This is a genomic window from Mycobacterium sp. SMC-15, assembly GCF_045310925.1.
In the GTDB taxonomy this organism is placed as follows: domain Bacteria; phylum Actinomycetota; class Actinomycetes; order Mycobacteriales; family Mycobacteriaceae; genus Mycobacterium.
This window is the reverse complement of record NZ_JBJIAJ010000006.1, coordinates 111540-132177: the sequence shown is the minus strand read 5'-3', so window position 1 is coordinate 132177 and position 20638 is coordinate 111540. Positions and strand designations below refer to the sequence as shown.

At 66.9% G+C, this 20638-nt stretch carries 25 protein-coding genes; 8 read left to right on the top strand and 17 right to left on the bottom strand.

Annotation, left to right across the window (positions count from 1 at the left end):
• Positions 1–177 precede the first annotated feature (177 nt).
• Entirely contained in the window at positions 178–489 is a 312-nt protein-coding gene (locus tag ACJH71_RS11010) for an STAS domain-containing protein (RefSeq protein WP_406758054.1), read from the top strand.
• On the opposite strand, the gene ACJH71_RS11005 is transcribed toward ACJH71_RS11010, so the two are convergent.
• Both ACJH71_RS11005 and ACJH71_RS11000 read right to left on the bottom strand, forming a co-directional pair.
• Positions 486–1970, bottom strand: a complete 1485-nt coding sequence (locus ACJH71_RS11005; RefSeq protein WP_406758053.1) for an MFS transporter — start codon at positions 1968–1970, stop codon at positions 486–488. The two genes, ACJH71_RS11010 and ACJH71_RS11005, sit on opposite strands and share 4 nt — an antisense overlap.
• Positions 1885–2604: a cutinase family protein gene (locus ACJH71_RS11000; RefSeq protein ID WP_406758052.1), complete on the bottom strand. Its 720-nt coding sequence runs from the start codon at positions 2602–2604 to the stop codon at positions 1885–1887. Before ACJH71_RS11000 ends, ACJH71_RS11005 begins: the two co-directional genes overlap by 86 nt.
• A gap of 257 nt (positions 2605–2861) precedes the next feature.
• Between ACJH71_RS11000 and ACJH71_RS10995 the strand changes: the two genes are divergently transcribed.
• On the top strand, positions 2862–3803 hold the full coding sequence (locus tag ACJH71_RS10995; RefSeq protein ID WP_406758051.1) for an esterase family protein: 942 nt from the start codon (positions 2862–2864) through the stop codon (positions 3801–3803).
• A 35-nt stretch (positions 3804–3838) separates the two neighbouring features.
• On the opposite strand, the gene ACJH71_RS10990 is transcribed toward ACJH71_RS10995, so the two are convergent.
• Genes ACJH71_RS10990 through ACJH71_RS10970 form a run of 5 tightly spaced genes read right to left on the bottom strand, consistent with a single transcriptional unit; the run spans position 3839 to position 6993 of the window.
• Positions 3839–3994 (bottom strand): hypothetical protein, encoded by a 156-nt coding sequence (locus tag ACJH71_RS10990; RefSeq protein ID WP_406758050.1) that lies wholly within the window; start codon positions 3992–3994, stop codon positions 3839–3841.
• Entirely contained in the window at positions 3991–4554 is a 564-nt protein-coding gene (locus ACJH71_RS10985; protein ID WP_406758049.1) for a hemerythrin domain-containing protein, read from the bottom strand. The genes ACJH71_RS10990 and ACJH71_RS10985 overlap by 4 nt, the downstream gene beginning before the upstream one ends.
• A 41-nt stretch (positions 4555–4595) precedes the next feature.
• Positions 4596–6056, bottom strand: coding sequence for an aminotransferase class I/II-fold pyridoxal phosphate-dependent enzyme (locus ACJH71_RS10980; protein WP_406758191.1), 1461 nt, complete (start codon positions 6054–6056; stop codon positions 4596–4598).
• A gap of 20 nt (positions 6057–6076) precedes the next feature.
• Positions 6077–6424, bottom strand: coding sequence for a hypothetical protein (locus ACJH71_RS10975; protein WP_406758048.1), 348 nt, complete (start codon positions 6422–6424; stop codon positions 6077–6079).
• Entirely contained in the window at positions 6424–6993 is a 570-nt protein-coding gene (locus ACJH71_RS10970; protein WP_406758047.1) for a type 1 glutamine amidotransferase domain-containing protein, read from the bottom strand. Before ACJH71_RS10970 ends, ACJH71_RS10975 begins: the two co-directional genes overlap by 1 nt.
• A gap of 112 nt (positions 6994–7105) precedes the next feature.
• Between ACJH71_RS10970 and ACJH71_RS10965 the strand changes: the two genes are divergently transcribed.
• Entirely contained in the window at positions 7106–8137 is a 1032-nt protein-coding gene (locus ACJH71_RS10965; protein ID WP_406758046.1) for a hypothetical protein, read from the top strand.
• On the top strand, positions 8134–8418 hold the full coding sequence (locus ACJH71_RS10960) for a hypothetical protein (protein ID WP_406758045.1): 285 nt from the start codon (positions 8134–8136) through the stop codon (positions 8416–8418). Before ACJH71_RS10965 ends, ACJH71_RS10960 begins: the two co-directional genes overlap by 4 nt.
• A 69-nt stretch (positions 8419–8487) precedes the next feature.
• Here the strand turns inward: ACJH71_RS10960 and ACJH71_RS10955 are convergent, their stop codons facing one another.
• The 5 genes from ACJH71_RS10955 to ACJH71_RS10935 all read right to left on the bottom strand — a co-directional run bounded on the left by ACJH71_RS10955 (position 8488) and on the right by ACJH71_RS10935 (position 11780).
• Positions 8488–8754: a hypothetical protein gene (locus ACJH71_RS10955; protein WP_406758044.1), complete on the bottom strand. Its 267-nt coding sequence runs from the start codon at positions 8752–8754 to the stop codon at positions 8488–8490.
• A gap of 1 nt (position 8755) precedes the next feature.
• Positions 8756–10246 carry a molybdopterin-dependent oxidoreductase gene (locus ACJH71_RS10950; RefSeq protein WP_406758190.1) on the bottom strand — a complete coding sequence of 497 codons (1491 nt, stop codon included), beginning with the start codon at positions 10244–10246 and terminating at the stop codon, positions 8756–8758.
• Complete coding sequence (locus tag ACJH71_RS10945) at positions 10243–10671, bottom strand: oxidoreductase (RefSeq protein ID WP_406758043.1); 429 nt, start codon at positions 10669–10671, stop codon at positions 10243–10245. The genes ACJH71_RS10950 and ACJH71_RS10945 overlap by 4 nt, the downstream gene beginning before the upstream one ends.
• A gap of 146 nt (positions 10672–10817) precedes the next feature.
• On the bottom strand, positions 10818–11354 hold the full coding sequence (locus ACJH71_RS10940) for a DUF1360 domain-containing protein (protein WP_406758042.1): 537 nt from the start codon (positions 11352–11354) through the stop codon (positions 10818–10820).
• Positions 11355–11357: 3 nt separating this feature from the next.
• Complete coding sequence (locus ACJH71_RS10935; protein ID WP_406758189.1) at positions 11358–11780, bottom strand: hemophore-related protein; 423 nt, start codon at positions 11778–11780, stop codon at positions 11358–11360.
• A gap of 164 nt (positions 11781–11944) precedes the next feature.
• Here ACJH71_RS10935 and ACJH71_RS10930 point away from each other — a divergent pair, with 164 nt between their 5' ends.
• Positions 11945–12595, top strand: a complete 651-nt coding sequence (locus ACJH71_RS10930) for a cutinase family protein (protein WP_406758041.1) — start codon at positions 11945–11947, stop codon at positions 12593–12595.
• Here the strand turns inward: ACJH71_RS10930 and ACJH71_RS10925 are convergent.
• On the bottom strand, positions 12558–13670 hold the full coding sequence (locus ACJH71_RS10925; protein ID WP_406758040.1) for an enolase C-terminal domain-like protein: 1113 nt from the start codon (positions 13668–13670) through the stop codon (positions 12558–12560). The two genes, ACJH71_RS10930 and ACJH71_RS10925, sit on opposite strands and share 38 nt — an antisense overlap.
• 43 nt (positions 13671–13713) lie before the next feature.
• On the opposite strand from ACJH71_RS10925, the gene ACJH71_RS10920 reads away from it, so the two are divergent.
• The gene (locus ACJH71_RS10920; RefSeq protein ID WP_406758039.1) at positions 13714–15474 is read left to right on the top strand and encodes a glycoside hydrolase family 15 protein; all 1761 of its coding nucleotides are present in this window, start codon (positions 13714–13716) and stop codon (positions 15472–15474) included.
• Position 15475: 1 nt separating this feature from the next.
• Here the strand turns inward: ACJH71_RS10920 and ACJH71_RS10915 are convergent, their stop codons facing one another.
• Positions 15476–16654: an alcohol dehydrogenase catalytic domain-containing protein gene (locus ACJH71_RS10915; RefSeq protein WP_406758038.1), complete on the bottom strand. Its 1179-nt coding sequence runs from the start codon at positions 16652–16654 to the stop codon at positions 15476–15478.
• 126 nt (positions 16655–16780) lie between these two features.
• Here ACJH71_RS10915 and ACJH71_RS10910 point away from each other — a divergent pair, with 126 nt between their 5' ends.
• Positions 16781–18286 (top strand): FAD-dependent oxidoreductase, encoded by a 1506-nt coding sequence (locus ACJH71_RS10910; protein WP_406758037.1) that lies wholly within the window; start codon positions 16781–16783, stop codon positions 18284–18286.
• Positions 18287–18374: 88 nt separating this feature from the next.
• A complete protein-coding gene (locus ACJH71_RS10905; protein ID WP_406758036.1) occupies positions 18375–18830 on the top strand; it encodes a pyridoxamine 5'-phosphate oxidase family protein in 456 nt (151 codons plus the stop codon).
• 6 nt (positions 18831–18836) lie between these two features.
• Here the strand turns inward: ACJH71_RS10905 and ACJH71_RS10900 are convergent, their stop codons facing one another.
• The 3 genes from ACJH71_RS10900 to usfY form a co-directional block, all read right to left on the bottom strand.
• On the bottom strand, positions 18837–19625 hold the full coding sequence (locus ACJH71_RS10900) for an RNA polymerase sigma factor SigF (protein ID WP_406758035.1): 789 nt from the start codon (positions 19623–19625) through the stop codon (positions 18837–18839).
• Positions 19622–20059 (bottom strand): ATP-binding protein, encoded by a 438-nt coding sequence (locus ACJH71_RS10895; protein ID WP_406758034.1) that lies wholly within the window; start codon positions 20057–20059, stop codon positions 19622–19624. The genes ACJH71_RS10900 and ACJH71_RS10895 overlap by 4 nt, the downstream gene beginning before the upstream one ends.
• Before the next feature lie 246 nt (positions 20060–20305).
• Positions 20306–20617, bottom strand: a complete 312-nt coding sequence (gene usfY / locus ACJH71_RS10890; protein WP_406758033.1) for a protein UsfY — start codon at positions 20615–20617, stop codon at positions 20306–20308.
• Positions 20618–20638 lie beyond the last annotated feature (21 nt).

Here is a 20638-nt window from a genome sequence, read left to right as displayed (position 1 = left end):
GTAACTCGCATCGACGCGATCCACAGTACGAGTTTCGACTGATGGAGTAATTCAATGCCCGCTTTAAGAACCGCCGGATCGGTGTTCCCGGCGACCCGAATAGATTCCCTTCCCCCGTCAGATACCTGGGCGAGCCGCACCGCCCGTTCCGTCACCCGCTGGGGACGCTCAGGAGCAGTGATCAGCGTCGGCGGTGAACTCGACGCCTCCAACGCCGGCCAGCTGGCCGACTACGTGCAACGTTGCGCGAGCTACTGCGAGTGGCTGGTACTTGACCTTAATGACCTGGAATTCATTGGTACCGCAGGCTTTTCGGCACTCAAGACGATAACCGACCGATGCGCCGAAACGATGGTCTATTGCACGACGGTGCCCGGTGTCACGGTGTCGCGCCTGCTGCGGATCTGCGATCCCGGAAACGCACTCCCCACCACCACGTCGGTGGCTGACGCGCTGGCCGGCGTGCAGGGGTTCCGGCAGGTCCGTTAGCTTTTGCGTCCTCGGGCGAGTTCGCGCGCCCGTGCCTCGCTCTCCACTGCCGGCCCCGAGCCGGGTAGTCGCCGTCCGGCGACTTCGGGGGTGAATACCAGCGCGAGCGCACCGATAGCCCCGGCTGCGACCAAAAGGTAGGCCGGGGCCATCGGGTTGCCGGTGCTTGAGACCAGTGTCTCGGCTATCAGGGGTGTGGTGCCGCCGAATGCCGAGACCGACAGGTTGAACCCTATCGCCAGCGCCCCGTAACGTACCGGGGTGGGAAACAGGGCCGGCAGGGTGGCCGGCAATGTCGCATCGAAGCACAGCAGCATCAGCCCGACCAACAGAACTCCGGCGAACGCCGTCGGATAGTCGTGGGCGGAGTGGATCAGGCTGAACGCCGGAATCGAAAGAGCCAGCAGCATGGCGCATCCCGTCCACAGCACCGGTTTGACTCCGATGTGATCCGACAGCCGGGCCACCAGGACCACGGTCGCCATCAGAACCAACAGCGTCAGCACGATCACCAGCAGCCCGGCGGTGTGTGGGATCTGCGCAGTCCTCTGAAGGTACGTGGGCAGATACCCGGTGAGCAGGTAGTCGGTGACGTTGTAGGTCAGCACCAGTGCGATGCACAGCAGTAGGAGCCTCCACTGCCTGGCGGTGCGCCGCAGTTGCCGCGCGGCGGTGTCGTCGGAGTCTTCCTGCCGGCCGCCCGCCTGTTCATAGACCGGTGATTCCTCCAAACGCAGTCGCAGGTAGAGGGCGGCGAGCCCCAGTGGCGCGCTGAGCAACAACGGGATTCGCCACCCCCAGCCAAGCATTTCCTCGTCGCTCAACCGACTCTGCAGTACGGTGACCAGCGCGCCGGCTGCGACGTAGCCGGCCTGCGAACTCAACGGTAGAAATCCGGCCATCATGCCGCGCTTGTTGTCCGGGGCCTGTTCGCCGACGTAGACCATCGCGCCGACGTATTCGCCGCCGGCGGAGAAGCCCTGCACCATTCGCGTCGCGACGAGCAGGATGGGTGCTGCGACACCGATAGCGCTGTAGCTCGGAAGCAGCCCGGTAGCGGTGGTGCCGAGTGTCATCAGCAGCAGGGTGGTGACCAGCACCCGCTTACGCCCGATCCGATCACCGAGTGGGCCGAAGACCAATCCGCCGATCGGGCGCACCGCGAACGCCGCTGCCAGGGTGCCGAAGGCGCCGATCAGGCTGCCGGTGCCGGTGCCTGGGTAGAACACCCGCGCGATGGTGGTGACCAGATAGCCGTAGACCCCAAAGTCGTACCACTCCATGAAGTTACCGATGGCGGTACCGCGGATGGAGCGGCGGACCTGCTCAGGATCGGTGACCCGGATCTGCTCGCGCCGCCAACGTCGGCGGCGATGTCTGCGACCGGCCAGCGGGCTATCCCACCCGGCCTTGGAGCTGGCGGGCGGCGAAGTCGGCCCCTTGTTGGACCATCGTTGCGTCGTCGCCGGCGTAGCTGTCATGTGCCGCGAAGTTCATGCCGTCAGAGCACACCGCGTCCTCGACGGCGCACACCTGCAGGGTCTTGGCCTGATACAGGGGTCCGATCGCGATCGTGGGTTCTTTGAGGAAGTTCATCGCCCGTTCGTTGGGCATGGCGAACAACACGACCGCAGCGACATGGTCGGCGACGTCGGGGTCCAGCGGCTTGGGCACTGTCGCCGGATCGACGCCGTCGGGCACCTGAGCCGACGTAACGAAACCCATGACCGCCGCGCCCTGTGAGTAGCCGCCCAGCACCATCTTGGTTCTGGGACAGCTGGTCGCCCGGGAGACGACGTGGGCACCGGCGTCCCGAATGCCGTCGACGCCGGTGTCCCAGTGGTCATTGGCCGGGTAATTGACCGCGTAAACGGCTGGGCTTGTTCCCAGCCGTGCGTTCAGCGCATTGAGAAACGCCTGACCGGTCGGGCCCACGCCCGGCGGCTCACCGGTTCCCCGCGCGAAGACCACCTCGGTGTCGGGACACGGCGCAGCCCGAGCGGTGGGAGCGCCGGAAGCCAGAAGCATCGCGGTACCGGCTACCGATACCGCGATTGCCAGCGGGCCAATGGAATCGAGGCTGGTACGCGCGGACATGTCGGTGTAGGTGCCCACCGCGCCACCGCCTCAAACCGTATGTCCAAAAAATTTATATCCCGGCAGCGCTTTGGCGAACACTCTGGACAACGGTCCCCCACTTTGTTAAGACAAGAAGGTTAGATATCTGTCTTCAGACTGCAGGGCAGCCATCCGCGGTATCTCGCAATGCCGACGGCTGGACCCAAAGCCTCCCGACCCTGTGTCGATCTCTCCCCTCTCGCACACCCGGCCGACGGGCCTTGGTGCTCGGGTCTGCGCGAAAGGGGAGAACGATGTGGAACAACGCAACGCACCGGCCGCGCCGGGTCAGCGCGGTCGCAGCGGCGACGGCGTTGCTGCCGGCATTGATCGGCTTGGGCGCATCGGCCCCGCCCGCCGCGGCTGCCGGGCCGGAATTCCTCTCTGTGCCGTCGCCGAGCATGGGGCACAACATCACCGTGGAATTCCAGGGCGGCGGCGCACCGGCCGTCTACCTGTTGGACGGTTTGCGCGCTCGCGACGATCGCAGCGGCTGGGACATCGAGACGCCGGCGTTCAGCGAGTACGCCGGTTCCGGGATATCGGTGGTGGCACCGGTCGGTGGGCGCTCCAGCTTCTACACCGACTGGTACGGATCGGCCAACGGACAGACCTATAAATGGGAGACGTTTCTGACCAGTGAACTGCCGAACTTCCTCTCCGGGAAAGGTGTGCGCTCCACCCGCAACGCGGTGGTGGGCATCTCCATGTCCGGGTCGTCGGCACTGATTTTAGCGGCCTACCATCCGCAGCAATTCGCTTATGCCGCGTCACTTTCGGCGCTGCTGACGCCGTCCAGCGGCAACGGGCCGACGTTGATCGGGATGGCGATGAACGACGAGGGCGGCTTCAACCCCCAGGACATGTGGGGCCCCTCGGGCAGCGCAGGATGGCAACGCAACGACCCGACGGTCCAGGCCGGGCGCCTGGCGGGCAACGGAACCCGGCTGTGGATCTACAGCGGCAACGGCACCCCGTCGGAGATCGGCGAGGGCAGCCTGCCCGGCCAGGTGATCGAGCAGGTTGTGATGCAGAGCAACGTCGCATTCCGCGACGCCTACACCGGTGCGGGCGGTCACAACGCCACGTTCAACATCGACGCTGCCGGGGTGCACAGTTGGGGCTATTGGAACGCCCAACTGGTGGCCATGAAACCCGACATGCAAGGCACGCTGGGCGCCGGCGGGCGAGTCTGACGTGGGTGCCCGGCGGGGAAGACCAGCAACGGCGATCAGTACCAGTAGCGCCTGCCGGCCACCGGCCGGCCCACCGACCCTAGTATCCAGAACACCGCACCCACGACCAACAGGACGATCCCGACCGCCCACAGCACGTAGATGTTGAAAACCAGACCCAGGATCAGCAGCAACACCCCGAGGCCGATCATGAGTCATACCCCAGGATCGCGTCGCGTGCCCGGTCCACCATCGAGGCAAACGGGCCGACGAAGGCGTTGGCAAGCGCGCCCTCGACCCCAGCGTGCGGCCTGGTCGGTGCGATCGCCTCGGCGAGCCTGACCGCCCGCTCCAACAGCTTCAGTTCTGATTCGCTGAGTTCGTCACGCAGCTGGGCAAATTCGTCGTGTTCTTCGTGGCCGGCATGTTCGAGGACGTCGTCGCGAAGTTCCCGGAGCTTTTCGGTGAAGAACTCCGAATCGACGTTGACGTTCTCCAGCTCGCCCAGGGCCTCTTTGGCCTTCTTCTCCTCGGCCAGCCGTGCGTCGATCATCGCGCGGCCGTTGTCGAGCTCATGGGCTGCCCGCGGATGCACGATCTCTTCTTCTGCCGTCTCGTGAACGGCCAGCAGCCGGCGCAACCGGACGAACGACTCGTCGCGCTCGCCGCCGGCGGCCAGCAGCGTCTCGTCGAACAGCGTTTTGATGCGCTGGTGCTGTTCGGTGAGGAAATCGACCACGTCTGTCCGGCTGTGCAATGTCGTCTGTGCCATGGCTATGGGCTACCCCGACGCAGTTGGGGCAAAACCCGCGCCTAAGCCACCACTCGGATGTACTCGAGTGACGAATCCGCGGCGTCGGGCAGCGCCATCCCGGCGGCCAGCCCCGAGCGCAGGTAATCGATAACGGCGGTGTTGAGCCGCTCGCCGGGCACCACGGCCGGCACGCCCGGCGGATACGGCGTGATCTGCTCTGCAGCGATACGTCCGGCAGCCCGCGCTGCGGCGATCATCTCGGTGGGGCCGAAGAAGGCATCCCGGGGCAACTGCACGGTTTCCAGCTGCAGTTCCCGCGGGGAAGGCAATCGGATCGCGGGCGGTCGCTGGAAGGACGTCGCGGCGTCGCGCCACCCGCACAGCGCCTCCAGCAGCCGGTCAGCCGTTCGGTGGTCATCGGCGAAGGACATGGTGATCAGGATGCGCCGGTGATCGGCCAATCCCACATCGAGGCAGCGCTGTTCGCGTAGCCAGTCTCTGGCCTGATAGCCCGACGTCCCGGTTGCCGACACGTCGACCAGCACCTGCAGCCGGTCCAGGTCGTGGGAGGCCTCCTTGCCCAACAACGCATGCTCGAGCACCTCGACGTCGGGTATCTCATCGATGCGCCCGCGCACGTCGCGCGCCAATTTGATTGCGGCGTCCAGTAGTTCATGCCCGTGGTGCACCATCTGGCGGCGCCAGCCGTCCAGTGCCGCGTAGATCGGCACGCTGGGGCTGGTGGTCATCAACAGATCGGCGCACGCCGTCAGTCGCTCCCGGTCGATGAGATCGCCCTGGATGTGGTAGACCGAGCCCTGCTCGAAACCCGCTCCCATCTTGTGCACGCTGACCACGCAGACGTCGGCGCCGGCGTCCATCGCCCAGGTCGGCAGGTCTTCATGGAAGGGCAGGTGGGCGCCCCAGGCCTCATCGACAATCAGTGGCTTGCCCCGCTCATGACAAATGTCGGCGATGGCAGCCAGGTCCGCGCAGGTACCGTACGGCGACGGGCTGACCACCAGCGCACCCGCGGCGTCGGGATTCTCCTCCCACGCACCGGCCACCCGTTCCGGTGAGGGCGGGTGGCACAGATGCCGTTCGGCGTCCCAGCGTGGGGCGATCCAGCGTGGCTGGATGCCGGAGAAGATCAACCCGCCCACCACAGATTTGTGACTGTCGCGCGGCAGCAGCAGCCCGCCGCTATCGCCGCCGGCCACCGCCATCATCGCGGCACGAACGGAAAGCGAACTGCCACAGGTGGAGAAGAATGCCGTCGAGGCACCCACGGCGTCGGCCATCAGTTGCTCGGCATCGGTCAAGAACTCTGCGCGTGCTTCCCAGTCATCCAAGCCGCCGCGGGCGAGCACATCGGCGCGGAACAGGTCGGCCCCCAACACCTCGAGCACTGACATGTCTGCGCCACGTCCCCGGCGGTGTCCGGGCGGGCTGAACCCATAACGGTCCCTGCGTTGGTAATCGGCCAGGGCTTCCAGAACAGGTGCTCGGCGCTGATCCATATCGGCCATCCGCCCGTCGTTCAGCGTCGGAAGGCGATCACCAGCGCCAGCAGATCGACCCCCAGCAGCACCCAACCGGCCACCGGCACCAGGAAACCGCGGCGGCGTCCCGCCGTGAAGAAGGAGGCCAGAATGGTCAGTGCGGCAATGGCCGGCGCGCCGTAATAGAGCAGTCCGAACACGGCTCCGCTGGGCCCGAGATCGGGACACTCGGCGGTGCTACAGGCGGCGGTGCTCATCACCGCGCCGGTCGCTACCACCATCACCAAGGCGGCCCCGGCGGCGGTCAGCAGAGCAGCGGCCCAGTTCACCCAGAGCCGGGCGCGGCGGTTGTCGGTCTCGACCGGTACCGGCATCGGCTCTGTCATCACAACGTCGCCCCGCGCGCCGCGAACTCTTCCACCAGCGCATCGCAGAAGGCCGGCAGGTCGTCGGGTTTACGGCTCGACAAGAGGATCGATGGCCCGCAGTCGCAGCGCACCAACTCCTCGTCCACCCAATCACCGCCCGCATTGACGATGTCGGTACGCACGCTCGGCCACGACGTAATCCGCCGGCCGGCAACAACTCCGGCTTCCACCAGTGTCCATGGGCCATGGCAGATAACGGCGACCGGTTTACCCACGTCGAAGAACTCCCGCACGAACGACACCGCGCGTTCATCGGTGCGCAACTGGTCGGGGTTGGCCACCCCGCCCGGCAGGACCAGCGCATCGAAGTCATCCGTCGACACATCCTTGACCTGCCGGTCGACGTCGAACTTGTCGGCGCGGTCCAGATGGTTGAAGGCCTGAACGGGGCCGTCGGCTGTGGACACCAGCGCCGGGCGCCCACCGGCCTCAGTGACCGCGCGCCACGGTTCGGTCAGCTCGACCTGTTCGACACCCTCCGGCGCCACCAGAAATGCGACCCGTCGCCCTTCCAGCGATCCGGACATGACCTCTCCTTCCTGTGCTGCCGTCAGCTCCCGGTAGCGACCCGCATACCCGGCTGCCCGGTCGCACAAACGAAGCGGTGTAGTACTGCGCTTACGGGGGTACCCCGCCGTCATGAATTGGGGGGCCGGGTTCGGGGCGACAGTGGCCGGCCTGCTGGCTTGTGCGGGCTGCTCGGCCCCGGTCTCGCAGACCACGGCGGAAGCCGTCTCGGTGCCGGTGCGGATGCCACTGCACTCCCCCGTCTGGTCCTATGCCACCGGCGCGCTGCTCGCACTCACCGACGACGGGCGATTGGCGGCGGTCGATCACCCTGAGCAGCCGGACACGGCGGCCGTTCGGCTGTCGCAACCGCTGGGCGCCGGGCGCAACGTACAGATCAGCCGCGCAGATGATCGGACCGTGTTCGTGCCGCAGCCGGCGCGCGATCGCGTAGCAGCGGTCGAGTTGACCGGCCTCCGGCAAATCGGCGACATCGACGCGGGGCCGGCGCCGAACTATCTGTCCGAGGATTCAGGTATGCGGGTGCTGCTCGCGTTATCCAGCGACGGGGCGACGGTGACCCCGGTCGAGGAGGTCGGCCTGCGGAAGCTGCCCGGCGCTCGGGTATCCGCGGGCCCCACCGGTGCCATCGACGGCGCCAACCGCGGGCGCACCATCGAATACCACGTCTATGGGCCGGGCGGGCTCTCGTATTACAAGGGCCCATCGTCGCCGCCGGAGCAACACGGTCATTACGACGCAAGAGTTTTCGTGGCGGCGGGTGACGGCACCGCGACAGCCCGGGTCTATCTGGCCGACGCTCGCGGCGACACGCTGTACGCCGTCGAGCCCGCGCGCGGCGGGCACGGTCAACAGGTCATCGGCCGCTCGCCGGTCTCCTCACCGATCCGCTACCTAGGCTCCGACGACACCCGGGTGTACGCCGCCACCGACACCGACATAACCGTTTTCGAGTCGGCGACTTTCACCGGCTACCCCCACGCCAGCATTCCGTTGCTGGGTGTCCTTGACTACCGGGCCGGTCTACCGTCCGGGCCGGCCCGGTCCGCTCCCCTGTCCGGCATGGCGATCGGCCCCGACCGGATATACCTGACCTTTCGGGGCCAGCCGGTCGTCGTCAGCGTCGCCAAGCCGCCGCTATGACAATCAGCATCGACGACGACGTCGCGGTGCTGACCGAGCAGCTGCGCGCGCTGCGGGATCTGGGGCGGTGCAGCGAGATCGGCGAGGAACAGGTCTATGACCTGAGCATCCGGTGGGGCACTGCGTTGGCCGGGCGGCTGCGCCGACTGGTGTACTACCACAGCCGTGGCCTGCTCGACGACGACGCCGAGCGCCGCTTTGTCGCGATCTGTGGCGAGTTGCGCGACGTGGCGGATCTGGTGGAGCGATTCGATCTGGCCCGCCCCGACCTGCCCCGCTGACTGACTCTGCGTCCACGGCGCAAAAGTGCGAGTGCACTCCGCCGTGGACGCAGAGTCAACGCCGGGGGGCTAGCCGAGGAATTCCTTGTATCGCAGCCGGATCGCGGTTCGCGGCTGCGGGCAAGCGGGATCACGGCAGGTCAGTGCAACGAGGTAGGCGTCGTGGTCTTCATCGAGGAACAAGAAACCCAGGTACAGCGCTTGACCGACCGCGAAATCGGTTCCACCGCAGGCCGCGCAGTGTCCGCCGCGCACCGTGACCAGTTCCGACACCCGATCGCTGGCGACTTGGCTCAGATCGATCAGTTCCGGACGGGCATCGACGATTGCGGTCACGTCAGATCTCTCCGTCCATGCCGTAGTAGACGTTGTCCTCACGCCAGCCACCACGTCCCTTCCCGATATGGGCATAGTCGTCGACGAACTCGATCTGGTTGATCCACTTGGCCATTTTGAAGCCCACCTGCGTCTCGGCCCGAAGCCGCAGCGGTGCCCCGTGCTTGATGGGCAGCGGCCGGCCGTTCATCGCATAGGCCAACAGCATCTGCGGTTTGTGGGCCAGTTTGAGGTCGAGTACCTCGTAGAACTGGCCTCCGCCCTCCGCACTCGGCTCATCTGTGCTGTTGTCCTGCATGCTCATAAAGCAGATGTAGCGAGCCTGCGGCAGCGGCCGCACCAGGTCCACCAGGGTTCCCAGCGCAAGTCCGGACCACTCGCCGACCGACGTCCAGCCCTGCACGCAGTTGTGCAGTACGCGCTGGGTCTGCGGCTCGGCCAGCGCACGCACCCCGGCCAAGTCCAACGTCACCGGTTGCTCCACCAGTCCGCCGACCCGCAGCCGCCAGTCGACGAAGTTGTGCACCGCCATCACCTTGTAGTATTCGGCGGTCGGCGGCTTGCCATTGACACGGTGCTCCGTCGAGAGCATGCGCACCGGGTAGTTCTGCCGAGAGTCCAAGCGGCGCAGCAGACCTTTGCGCGGAATGCTGATCAGCGCGCCGAGCACCCGACGCGCCGACTCGGGGCTGCGCTGACTCCACACGGTGGCCGCAATGTGGACCGCGACGATCGTCGCGATGATGAGCACTGAGAGACCAGTCGCCCAGTAAGTGTTGCGAACCGACCCGAAGATCATCAATGCCGTGAGCCGGCCCCAGCCCCAGAAGAAGACCATCGCCAGGTGGATCGCGATGAACACCGCGAACGCGACCAGGCCGAGGAAGTGCAGGCTGCGGGCAGCCTGCCGGCCGCCGAACAGCCGCACGTACCGCGGGAACCGAGCCTCGATCGCCGGTGACTGCGCGGCCCCGGTGAGGATCTGAAATGGCGCCAGCACGAAGATCACCCCGGCATAGGTCAGCTTCTGAACGGCGTCCAGCGGTTCGCCCGGCAGCAGCGGCGGCAGGTTGAAGCTGGCATAGGTGACGACGTCGTTCCATGCCTCGGCGAAGATCGACCAGGAGTACGGCCAGTACCGGTGCCATTGTCCGGTCGCGAAAAGCAATACGTAGTAAGACAATCCGACGAGAACCCAGCCGATGACCGCGGCGAAGTGCCAATGCCGGCCCATGCCCAGTGCTTTGTGGCCAGGCAGCGCGATCAGCGGAGAGTAGTCCTCTTCCTCATCCAGGGTGTCGTAAAGCTTGTCGGTGGGCATCACCTTGCGGGTGAAGCGAGCCCACTCCGTCCCGGGAGCGCTGTCCGCGTGCCAGTACAGCTTGGGATGGGTGGAGAGGATCTCGACGCCGCTGCGCAGCAACAGGGTCAGGAATAAGACGTTGAGCCAGTGGTCAATCCGCAGCCAACCCGGATAGTCGAGCAACATCAGTCATACCAGCCCCTGCGCTGCCCGAACGCCACATTGACCCCGGTCAGCACCGTCAGATACAGCACCAAGAAGGCCGCCGCGCAGGCCAGCGCGAGGTTGCCCGGAGCCAGATCCCATCGCCCGGTCAGCGCCGGCAGGCCCGGCAGGCTGACCACCCGGCTGATCGGATAGCCGATCAGGAAAGCCGTGCACAAGATGCCGCCCGCCCCCCAGCCCGCGGCCGGCACAACGTCGTCGACGTCAATCCAGGTAGTCGCGGCGGCGACGACACAGCCGACGATCACCGTGGCGCAATACCCCGCGAAGTACCCGGGACGGTGCACGGCGGTGGCCAACATGTAGGCATGCATGCCCGCCAAACCCAGCAGGGTGGCGTCGGCGGCCAGCGTCACCGTCCGCGGCAGGTTGAAGGCGATGCTGCGCATTGCGGGTCTAGCCTGCGCACTTCGATACGACCGGCGACCTCGCGGCATCGCGGCGATCCAAGACGCCCGAGCGCTCCAAAGCCTCAGTCAGGTGGCCGGCCAGTGCTGTGGTCGTCGATTGCTTCGGCATCAAGGAATCTCCGGTCTCACTCCTGGGCCATCTGCTGGGCTTTCGCGTAAGCCAGCTGCAGAAAATCAGCACCTGCGAGCGCGCTGAACGTACCCGCGACCATCCGGGTCAGCCTCGGGGCCAGTACCAGCCCGCCGGCGAACGCGGTGGCCACCCACATATCCAGACAGAACGGGCATGTCAACAGCTCCCCCAGGCTGTGACGCACCGCGCTGGAGTGCCTGGTCTCCTCCATCACTTCGGCGGGGCCACCGGTGCCCGTGTAGTGGGCGAAAGGTGCGCGCAACGGGCTGGTCACCGCGTCCTTGGCCAACGTTCTGGACAGCTTGTGCGTCCCGAGAGTCACCGTCAGCAAGTCTGCGGTCGCCCAGCCCTGCGGCAGACGACGGCCGGTGGCCGCGGCGGCCACGGTTACCGCCGCGACCAACCCGCCGTAGACCAGCAACACCAGCACGTATCCCCCCAGCGGACGCGGGTTGTCGCCGCGGTACGCGTCGGCTTCCCGCTTGGCCGCGTCCGAGATGGTGCCGCCGGCCCCGGGCGATTGAGCCATCACTCAGTACTTGTCACAGGTCTTGGCGATGGGACCGACCATGTTGACGAACGGCGCCGCCTCCGGCACCCCCTGGGCCTGCTCGAGCATCTGCTCACGCTGCGGCGCCGGAGAGGCCAGGAAGTTCTGCAGGAACGACTGCGCCATGGGTGTGGCGTTGAATTGTGCCGCGGTGTCAGGTGATTGCGCGTTCATTGCCGCAACGACCTGGGAATAGCTGCAGGTCGTGTTCACCGCGGGATTCTGTGACCATTGGCCCGGCTGGCCGGGTTGGCCGGGCTGGGCTGGCTGGCTGGGCTGGGCCGGCTGCCCCGGTTGCGCTGGCTGAGTCGGTTGCGCCGGTGCGGCGTTTGCCAGTCCGGTGCCGCTCGCCAACGCCAGCGCCATGCCGCCGGCCGCGGCCAGCCTGGTCAAAGACGTTGTCATCATGGGTTTCTCCCCTTCAATCCTAGAATTCATGTTTGACACATGCTCCGTCGACGACGGCACCGAATTAGGCTTGCCGTTTTTGCCCGAGCTAAACCACGGTTTGCCCATTGGTTGTACTGGGTATCGGACGAAGTGCTGTGATTACTCGGATCCTCACCGCGGTGACCCTGTCTGGCTGCACGCTGTTGTGTTCGCCGGCCGCCGGCGACGCAGTAGCCGCCGGCTGCCCCGACGTTCAGGTGGTGTTCGCGCGTGGCACCGGCGAACCGCCCGGGGTCGGATGGATCGGTCAGCAGTTCATCGATGCACTACGGTGGCGCACCTGGGGTCGCAACGTGGATGTCTACCCGGTCGACTTTCCGGCAGTACCCGAATTCGGCCCGTCCGCCACCGGGGTCACCGACGCAGCCGGCCACGTCCGCGATATGGCAACCGGTTGTCCGAACACCCAACTGGTCCTTGGCGGATACTCGCGTGGCGCTGCGCTGATGGGGTATGTCACCGAACCGACGGCCGGCGGGCTCGGGGCCGCCCTGCCGCCCGAGGCGGCCGGGCACGTCGCCGCCGTGGCGCTGCTGGGAAAGCCGTCCGCGGCGTTCCTGAATTCCATCGGCGCGCCGCCGGTGACGGTAGGGCCGGGCTATGCAGCCAAGACGATCGACCTGTGCGCGCCCGGCGATCCGGTCTGCTCGGTGGGCGGGGACGGTGCCGCGCACGCGGCGTACGCGGCCAACGGCATGACCGCGCAAGCGGCGGACTTCGCCGTCGAACGTCTCAAACCACCCGAAAGCGTTCCAGGTCAGTCGCTTTGACCGCAAGACCGTGCCCGGCAGAGCTGCGGTCGGGACGCAGCACGCCGCCCGCTTGCGGAAGCAGAACACCGTCGAAGGCCATCTGCTCGATCCGCACATGGTCGTGGAAATACTCCAAATGACGCAGATGCCACAGTGCGGTGCCGACGTGCGCGCTGATCTGGGGTGCGCAATGCAACGACAGATCCAAACCGCGGGCATCGCACAGCGCACCCACCTTGAGCACTCCGGTAATGCCCAAGCAACGGGTGACGTCGGCCTGCAGACAGTCGACGGCACCAGCGTCGAGCATGCGCTGGAAATACGGAACGTCGTAGCCGTATTCGCCGGCGGCGATATCCATGCCCGCCGGACTGCGGTCGCGCAGTAGATGCAGGCCTTCCAGGTCGTCCGAGCTGACCGGTTCCTCGAACCAGCTCACCTGATGTTCGGCGAAGCGCTGCGCCCAGCCCAGTGCCTGCTTGCGCTGATAGGCACCGTTGGCGTCGACGAACAACTCGGTGCTGGTGCCGATCGCCCGGCGGGCCGCGGCGACGCGTGCGGCGTCGACGGCGGGGTCGCGGCCGACTTTCATCTTGACCCGGGCGATGCCCTCTTCCACCCATCCGGCGAGCTGGCGGCACAACGCGTCGTCGTCATAGGAGGTGAAGCCCCCGCTGCCGTAGATCGGGGTGGCCTCGTGTACCGCCCCCAGCGCGACGGTCAGCGGTTCGTCGAGCAGGCGGGCCCGCAGGTCCCACAGCGCGATGTCGACGGCGGCGATCGCCTCGGCCACCACGCCGGGCCGGCCCAGGTTGCGCACCGCGTGCACCATGTCCGCCCAGCGAGCCGGCGGGACGGTGGCGTCGCCACCGGTAACAACCTCGGTCAGCTCGTCACGCACCGCCGTGGCCGCCGCCGTACCGGCGTAGGTGTAGCCGGTTCCGATGTGTCCGGCGGCGTGCACCCTCACCAGCACCATCGTGGTGGAATCCCACCTGGCGGTGCCGTCGGATTCCGGCGCGTCCGTGGGAATCGAGTAGGCGGCGGCCTCCACCGAGTCGACCGGAACCGGCATGCCGCAGGGCAGGCTCATGAATCGGTGACTACCCGCGCGCGGCGGCGGGTATGCATCCGCCATGGACGAGGGACTTCCGCTGCTCGAACGCTTCCCGCCTCAGGTGTTGCGGCAGTATGCGTTGATCGCCGATGGTGAGCGCGGGATCGTGGTCGGACCGCGTGGCGATTTCTGCTGGATGTGCCTGCCCCGCTGGGACAGTCCGGCGGTCTTCAGTTCGCTGCTCGGTGGCTCCGGGGTCTATGCGGTCACCCCGGTGCCGCGCTACGTGTGGGGCGGGCGATACGAGGAGCGCTCGCTGATCTGGCGTTCCCGCTGGGTCACCACCGATGGCATCGTGGAGTGCCGCGAGGCGCTGGCCTTCCCCGGCGACATGCACACCGCCGTGGTGTTACGTCGCATCCGCGCGCTCGATCGGCCGATGCGCATGCAGATCGCACTCGACGTTCGTGCCGACTTCGGCGCCACCGCCATGTCGGGGCTCTCCTGCGAAGCTGGGGTCTGGACGGGTCGGTCGGGATCGTGCCGATTCCGCTGGGCGGGCGCGGCGAAGGCCCGCCCCGCCGCCGACGGATCGCTGCGTCTGGTGCTCGACGTCGCACCGGGAAGCGACCACGATCTGGTTTTGGAGTTGTCCGATCGCGAGCTGCCCGCGCAGCCCGCCGGTGCGGCACAGGCCTGGTCTGCTACCGAAAGCGCTTGGAGACAAGCAGTTCCCGAAGTCAACGGCACCCTGGCCGACGTCGATGCGCAACTGTCCTACGCCGTATTGCGCGGCCTGACCAGCACCGGCGGTGGCATGGTCGCGGCGGCGACGATGTCGCTGCCGGAGCGGGCCAAAGAAGGGCGCAACTACGACTACCGCTACTGCTGGATTCGCGACCAGTGCTACACCGGACAGGCGATCGCGGCGGCCGGCCCGCATCCGCTGCTCGATGACGCCGTCCGCTTCGTCACCGAGCGGGTGCTGGCCGACGGGCCTGATCTGCGACCGGCCTACTGCGTCGACGCCACGACGCCACCGCCCGAACACGACCTGTCGCTGCCCGGGTACCCGGGCGCCTCGGCCAAAACCGGAAACTGGGTGGGCCAGCAGTTCCAACTCGACACCTTCGGCGAGGCGCTGCTGCTGCTGGCCGCAGCCGGCCGGCTTGACCGATTGGACGGCGCCCACTGGGGTGCGGTGCACACCCTGGTGGAGGCGATCGAAAAACGTTGCACCGAACCGGACGCGGGCATCTGGGAACTCGACGACCAACGCTGGGCTCATTCCCGTTTGATGTGCGCAGCCGGGCTGCGCCGCATCGCCGGCGTGGCGTCGCTGGCTGAAGGGGCACGCTGGCAACAGCTGGCCGACAGGCTCGTCAGCGATACCAGCGCCGACTGTCTGCACCGAGACGGCAGATGGCAGCGCGCACCCGATGACCCGGGTATCGACGCGGCTCTGTTGCTGCCCGGTCTGCGCGGAGCCGTCGCGACCGACGACGCCCGTACGTTGGCCACCTTGGCCGCCGTGCGCCGGGACCTCGCCCAAGACGGGTTCGTCTACCGCTACCGGCCCGATCAGCGCGGTCTCGGCGAGGCCGAGGGGGCGTTCCTGTTGTGCAACTTCGTCATGGCGCTCTCCGATCACCAGCAGGGCAATGACCTTGCCGCGCTTCAATGGTTCGAGCGAGGCCGCACCGCGTGCGGACCGCCGGGCCTACTGTCCGAGGAATACGACGTGGGCCAACGTCAGTTGCGCGGCAATCTGCCGCAGGCCTTCGCGCACGCGCTGCTGTTCGAAGCCGCACACGTGTTGGCCCGCCCTGACACGGATTGAGTTACGGCTTGAGCGTGATCTTCACCGCGCCGTCGCGCTTCTCCTGGAACATCGCGTAGGCCTCTCGTGCCTGTTCCAACGACAGCTCGTGAGTGGCGAAGGCATCGACCCCCAGCGGGTCGTCGTCGGTCAGCAGCGGTATCAGCCGCTCGACGCGCGGTTTGACGTTGGCCTGCCCCATCCGCAGGGTGATCTGCTTGTCGAACAAGGTAAACATCGGCAACGGGTCGAGTTTGCCGCCGTAGACTCCGACGATCGACAGGGTGCCGCCGCGGCGCACGATGTCGATCGCGGAGTACAGCGCGGCGAGCCGGTCGATGCCCGCCTTACTGATCAACGGTCCCGCCACGGCGTCCGGCAGCAGGGAACTGAGCTGCTGGACGGCCTTGGCGCCGCCGGAGCCGTGAGCCTCCATGCCGACGGCATCGATCACCGCATCGGTTCCGCGGCCGTCGGTGCGGTCACGAATCACCTCGCCCAGATCGGATACCTCACTCAGGTCGACGATTTCGATCCCTCGCCGCGCCAACCGGCCCAACCGCTCGGGCACCAGATCCACGCCGATAACCCGGGCCCCCTGATGCGTGGCGATCCGGGCCGCCATGTCTCCGATCGGTCCGAGGCCCAGCACGGTCACCGACCCGCCATCGGGTATCGCGGCATAGTCAACTGCCTGCATCGCGGTCGGCAGCACGTCGGACAGATACACGAAGCGCGAATCCGGCGGGCCCTCAGGTACTTTGATGTGAGTGTATTGCGCCTGCGGCACCCGCAGGTACTGCGCTTGCGCGCCCGGAACCTGACCGTAGAGCTTGGAGTAACCAAACAGTGCGGCTCCGGTGTCCTGCTCGCGCACCCGAGTTGTGTCGCACTGGGTCGGCAGACCGTGTCGGCACATACAGCAATGACCGCAGGCGATCTGGAACGGGATGACCACCCGGTCGCCCGGTTTGAGATTGCTGACCGAACGACCGACTTCGGCCACAATGCCGATCGGCTCGTGCCCCAGGATGTCGCCGGGGTCCATGAACGGACCGAGCACCTCGTAGAGATGCAGATCGGATCCACAGATGTTGGTGGTCGTCACTTCGATGACGGCGTCGGTCGGATTCTGGATCACCGGATCAGGCACCGTGTCGACCTGAACTTTGCGCTTGCCCTGCCATGTGACTGCCCGCATCGGGTCGCCTCCGTCGTGTCTCGCGAACACCGCCCGGCTACCCGCCGGCAGCCCGGTGCAAACGCCTCGGGCATGCTGGCGAATCTCGTACGTTTCACGGCCGTACCGCGGGGTACCTGATCGACCATGACCTCGCTGTGGCTCGCCGACCGGATCACAACATCACCGGCCTCGGGCACCGCCGACGATGTGCCCGATATCGCCGACGTGGTGGTGGCGGGTGCCGGCATCACCGGCTTGATGACCGCGGTGCTGCTGGCGCGCGCCGGCCGCCAAGTGCTGGTGCTGGAGGCCAGGACGGTCGGCGCCTGCGCGACGGGAAACACCACCGCCAAGATCAGCCTGCTGCAGGGAACTCAGCTGTCGACGATATCGGCGAAGCAGGGCAAGAGTCTGGCGGCTGCATACGTGGACGGCAACCGCGCCGGACAGGACTGGTTGCTGTCGTTCTGCGCGGCTACCGGGGTGCCGGTCCAGCGCGAGGACGCCTACAGCTTCGCCCAGTCCGAGCGTGGCGTGGCGGCGGCGCGCGCCGAGTACGAGGCCTGCCGCGCCCTGGGTCTGCCGGCAACGTGGGAGGCGGACGCCGACGTGCCGTTCTCCTACCACGGCGGCGCACGGCTGGGCGATCAAGCGCAGTTCGACCCGATGCAGTTTCTCGACGCGCTGCGCGCCGAGTTGCTCGCCACCGGCGGACAACTGCTGGAACACACACGGGTACAGCGTGTTTCCAGCAGTCGTCACGGTCTTCGACTGGAAGTAGGCGGTCCGCGCAGGCAGGCGGAACTGCGGGCCACCCAGCTGGTGCTGGCCACCGGGATCCCGATCTTGGACCGTGGCGGATATTTCGCCCGAGTCAAACCCAGCCGCTCATACTGCATGGCTTTCGACGTGCCCGGCGAGATCACCCGCTCCATGATGATCTCCACCGATTCACCGACGCGATCGCTGCGCTATGCCCCGGTCAACGGCTCGCAGCTGCTGCTGGTCGGCGGGGCCGGGCACACCGTCGGCCGGGAAAAGCACCCCATCGATGCGTTGGCCGAACTCGAGTCGTGGACGGTCAGGAACTATCCGGGCGCAACCCGCACCCATCTCTGGTCAGCGCAGGACTACGCGCCCGTCGACGCGCTGCCCTATGTCGGGCCCATCTTGCCGGAGAACGACGCCATCTACGTGGCAACGGGTTTCAACAAGTGGGGCATGACCAACGGGGCGGCTGCCGCATTGGTGTTGTCGGGCCGGCTGCTCGGCGAGCGACCGGGGTGGGAGCGGGCGTTCGCAAGTTGGAGTCCCCGCGAGCTGCGCGGCCTGCCGGCGGCTCTGACGGCCAATCTTGCGGTCGGCGTCAATCTGGCGAAAGGCTGGATCACTCCGACGGCCCACATCGGGCGGCAATGCCTGGGCACGGACTCCGGTGTGGTCAGCGGGCCACCCTGGCGCCTGCAGGCCCAGTGCCGGGTGGACGGCGTCGAACATCGCCTCTCCCCGGTCTGCCCTCACCTGGGCGGCATTGTCACCTGGAACGATGCCGACCGGGCTTGGGAGTGCCCGCTGCACGGGTCGCGCTTCGCCCCTGACGGCACCCTTCTGGAAGGCCCGGCCACCCGCGGCCTGACCGCCGGCGACTGACGAGCCGGCGGCCGTCGTTTACCGCACGCCGGGGCGGGTAATCGACCGCTGGGCGGTGAAAGACGGCTGCGAAACGACGGGGTGAGCGGTGTGCATCATCGACCATGACATGCGCCAGATCGTCGAGAGCGCAAAGCTGGCGTTCGTGGCCACCGTCTGCGAGGACGGCTCGCCGAACCTGTCACCGAAGGAGTCACTGCTGGTCTACGGTGACGAACACCTGGTGTTCATGCACATGGCGTCGCCGACGACGGTGGCCGATCTGCGCCGTGACCCGCGTATCGAGGTCAACGTGGTGGACTTCCTCAAACGACGCGGCTACCGCTTCAAAGGCACCGCGCAGCTGCGACCCCCCGGCGACGAGGTCTACGAGTGGCTGCAGCAATGGGTCATCGACACCCACGGACCACAGTTTCCGTGTCGTGAAGCCGTACTGGTACGGGTCGAACGTGTGCTGCCGATCGCCTCACCGGACTACATGTTCGGCGACGCCCACGAAGCAGAACTCAGCCGGTTGTGGTCGGACATCTACGGGCTGCACTGAGCAGGGCTACTGCAGCTGATCACGTAGTTTCGCCAGCGACTTGGCCAGCAGGCGGGACACGTGCATCTGCGAGATGCCGACCCGCTCGGCGATCTGGGTCTGGGTCATCGATTCGAAGAACCGCAGCACCAGCACGGTGCGTTCCCGCTCGGGGAGTGCATCCAACAAGGGCCGCAACGCCTCTCGGTCCTCGATCCGGTCCATCCGGGCGTCGACCTCGCCGAGGGTGTCAGCGATCGAACGGACGTCGTCTTCATCCGAACTGCCGCCGCCGTCAATCGAGAGCGTGTTGTACGAGCTGCCCGCGACCAACCCTTCGACCACCTCGTCGCGGCTCAACTCGAGCTCGGCCGCGAGCTCGGAGGCGGTCGGCGCTCGCCCCAGGCGTTGCGACAGTTCGGCTGTGGCCACCCCCAGCCGAAGGTGCAGCTCTTTGAGCCGGCGGGGCACCTTGACCGACCAGCTGTTGTCGCGGAAGTGGCGGCGGACCTCGCCCATGATCGTCGGAACCGCGAACGAGACGAAGTCCGAGCCGGTTTCGACGTCGAAGCGTGTTACGGCGTTGACCAGACCGACCCGGGCGACTTGGACCAGGTCGTCCCGCAACTCTCCGCGGCCCTCGAACCGGCGAGCGATATGGTCGGCCAGCGGCAGACACCGCTCCACGATCTTGTCTTTGCGGTTGCGGAAGTCGGGCGAGTCGGCGTCGTATTGGGCGAGCTCACGAAACATGTCGCCGACGTCGGCGTACTCCGATCCGGACTGTGAGCCGCTGCCGGCGGCACGCGGACTCACCTCCCGGAGTCCGCCCGGCGGGTTGTCAACCTGACCCCGAATACCTCACCCGCACCGTTGGATTCATGCCCGTCGCGGAATGCCTGGACGTCATCGACCAGCGACGTGAGCACGTGCCAGCTGAAGCTTCCCGGGGTCAGCACGCCGGCCCCGTCACCGGCTGCCGACGCCTGAATCGTCACATAGTCGTCGTGCGGGTCGATGACGACAGTCAGCATCGCGCCGGGCGCGGCACTACGGATCAGCTGGGTGCACAGCTCGTCGATCGCCAGCCGCAGATCAGCGACGGTGTCGACGTCAAGATCCTCGTAGGTAGCGATCGCACCGACCAGCATGCGTACCACCGCCAGGCTTTCCAGCCTGGGCGTAACCCGCAGTTCGACGGCCCGTTCGCTGCACGATCGCTGAGCCCGGTCACTGTGAATGTCGGTCATAAGGCCTCCCGGCGAAATCGGACCGAGACTACTGCTGCGTGTCAATCGACTGCTCACCACCCTCGCCTGCAGGCACCCTCGTGCATTTCGCCCGCAGCCGGCACCGTCACCATCGCACGCCGGCTGCCCGGAGATCAGTCATGGGAAGTCTGTACCCGATCGCCGGGGAACTCAATCATCGATTTCGGCACGTAGTCGTAGCGCGGCCCGGCCGGAATACCGGCCGGGCCGACTTGACCCCTCGGGTTAACTCGTGGAGGCCTGCTGACGCATCTCGGCGTGCGCCAAGTGCCACTGATGGTTCACCTTGCCGATCCGGCGATGCTCGAGCAGCAGCCAGACGGTGCCCAGGGCGGCGGCGAGCACTGCGACGACCGCGACTTCCACGCCCTGACGGTCGTGGCCGGTCCCGAATGCGGCGAGGCAGCCGATTCCGGCCACCATGCCCACCACCAGCAAGGAATAGCCCGGCCAGCCCATGACGTCGATCATGGCGCGACCCGCGTGGGGCCGGGTCGTCCGGACATGGTCGACCGGGTCATGAAAAGTGTCACCCATTGCGATTCCTCCTCCTGAACA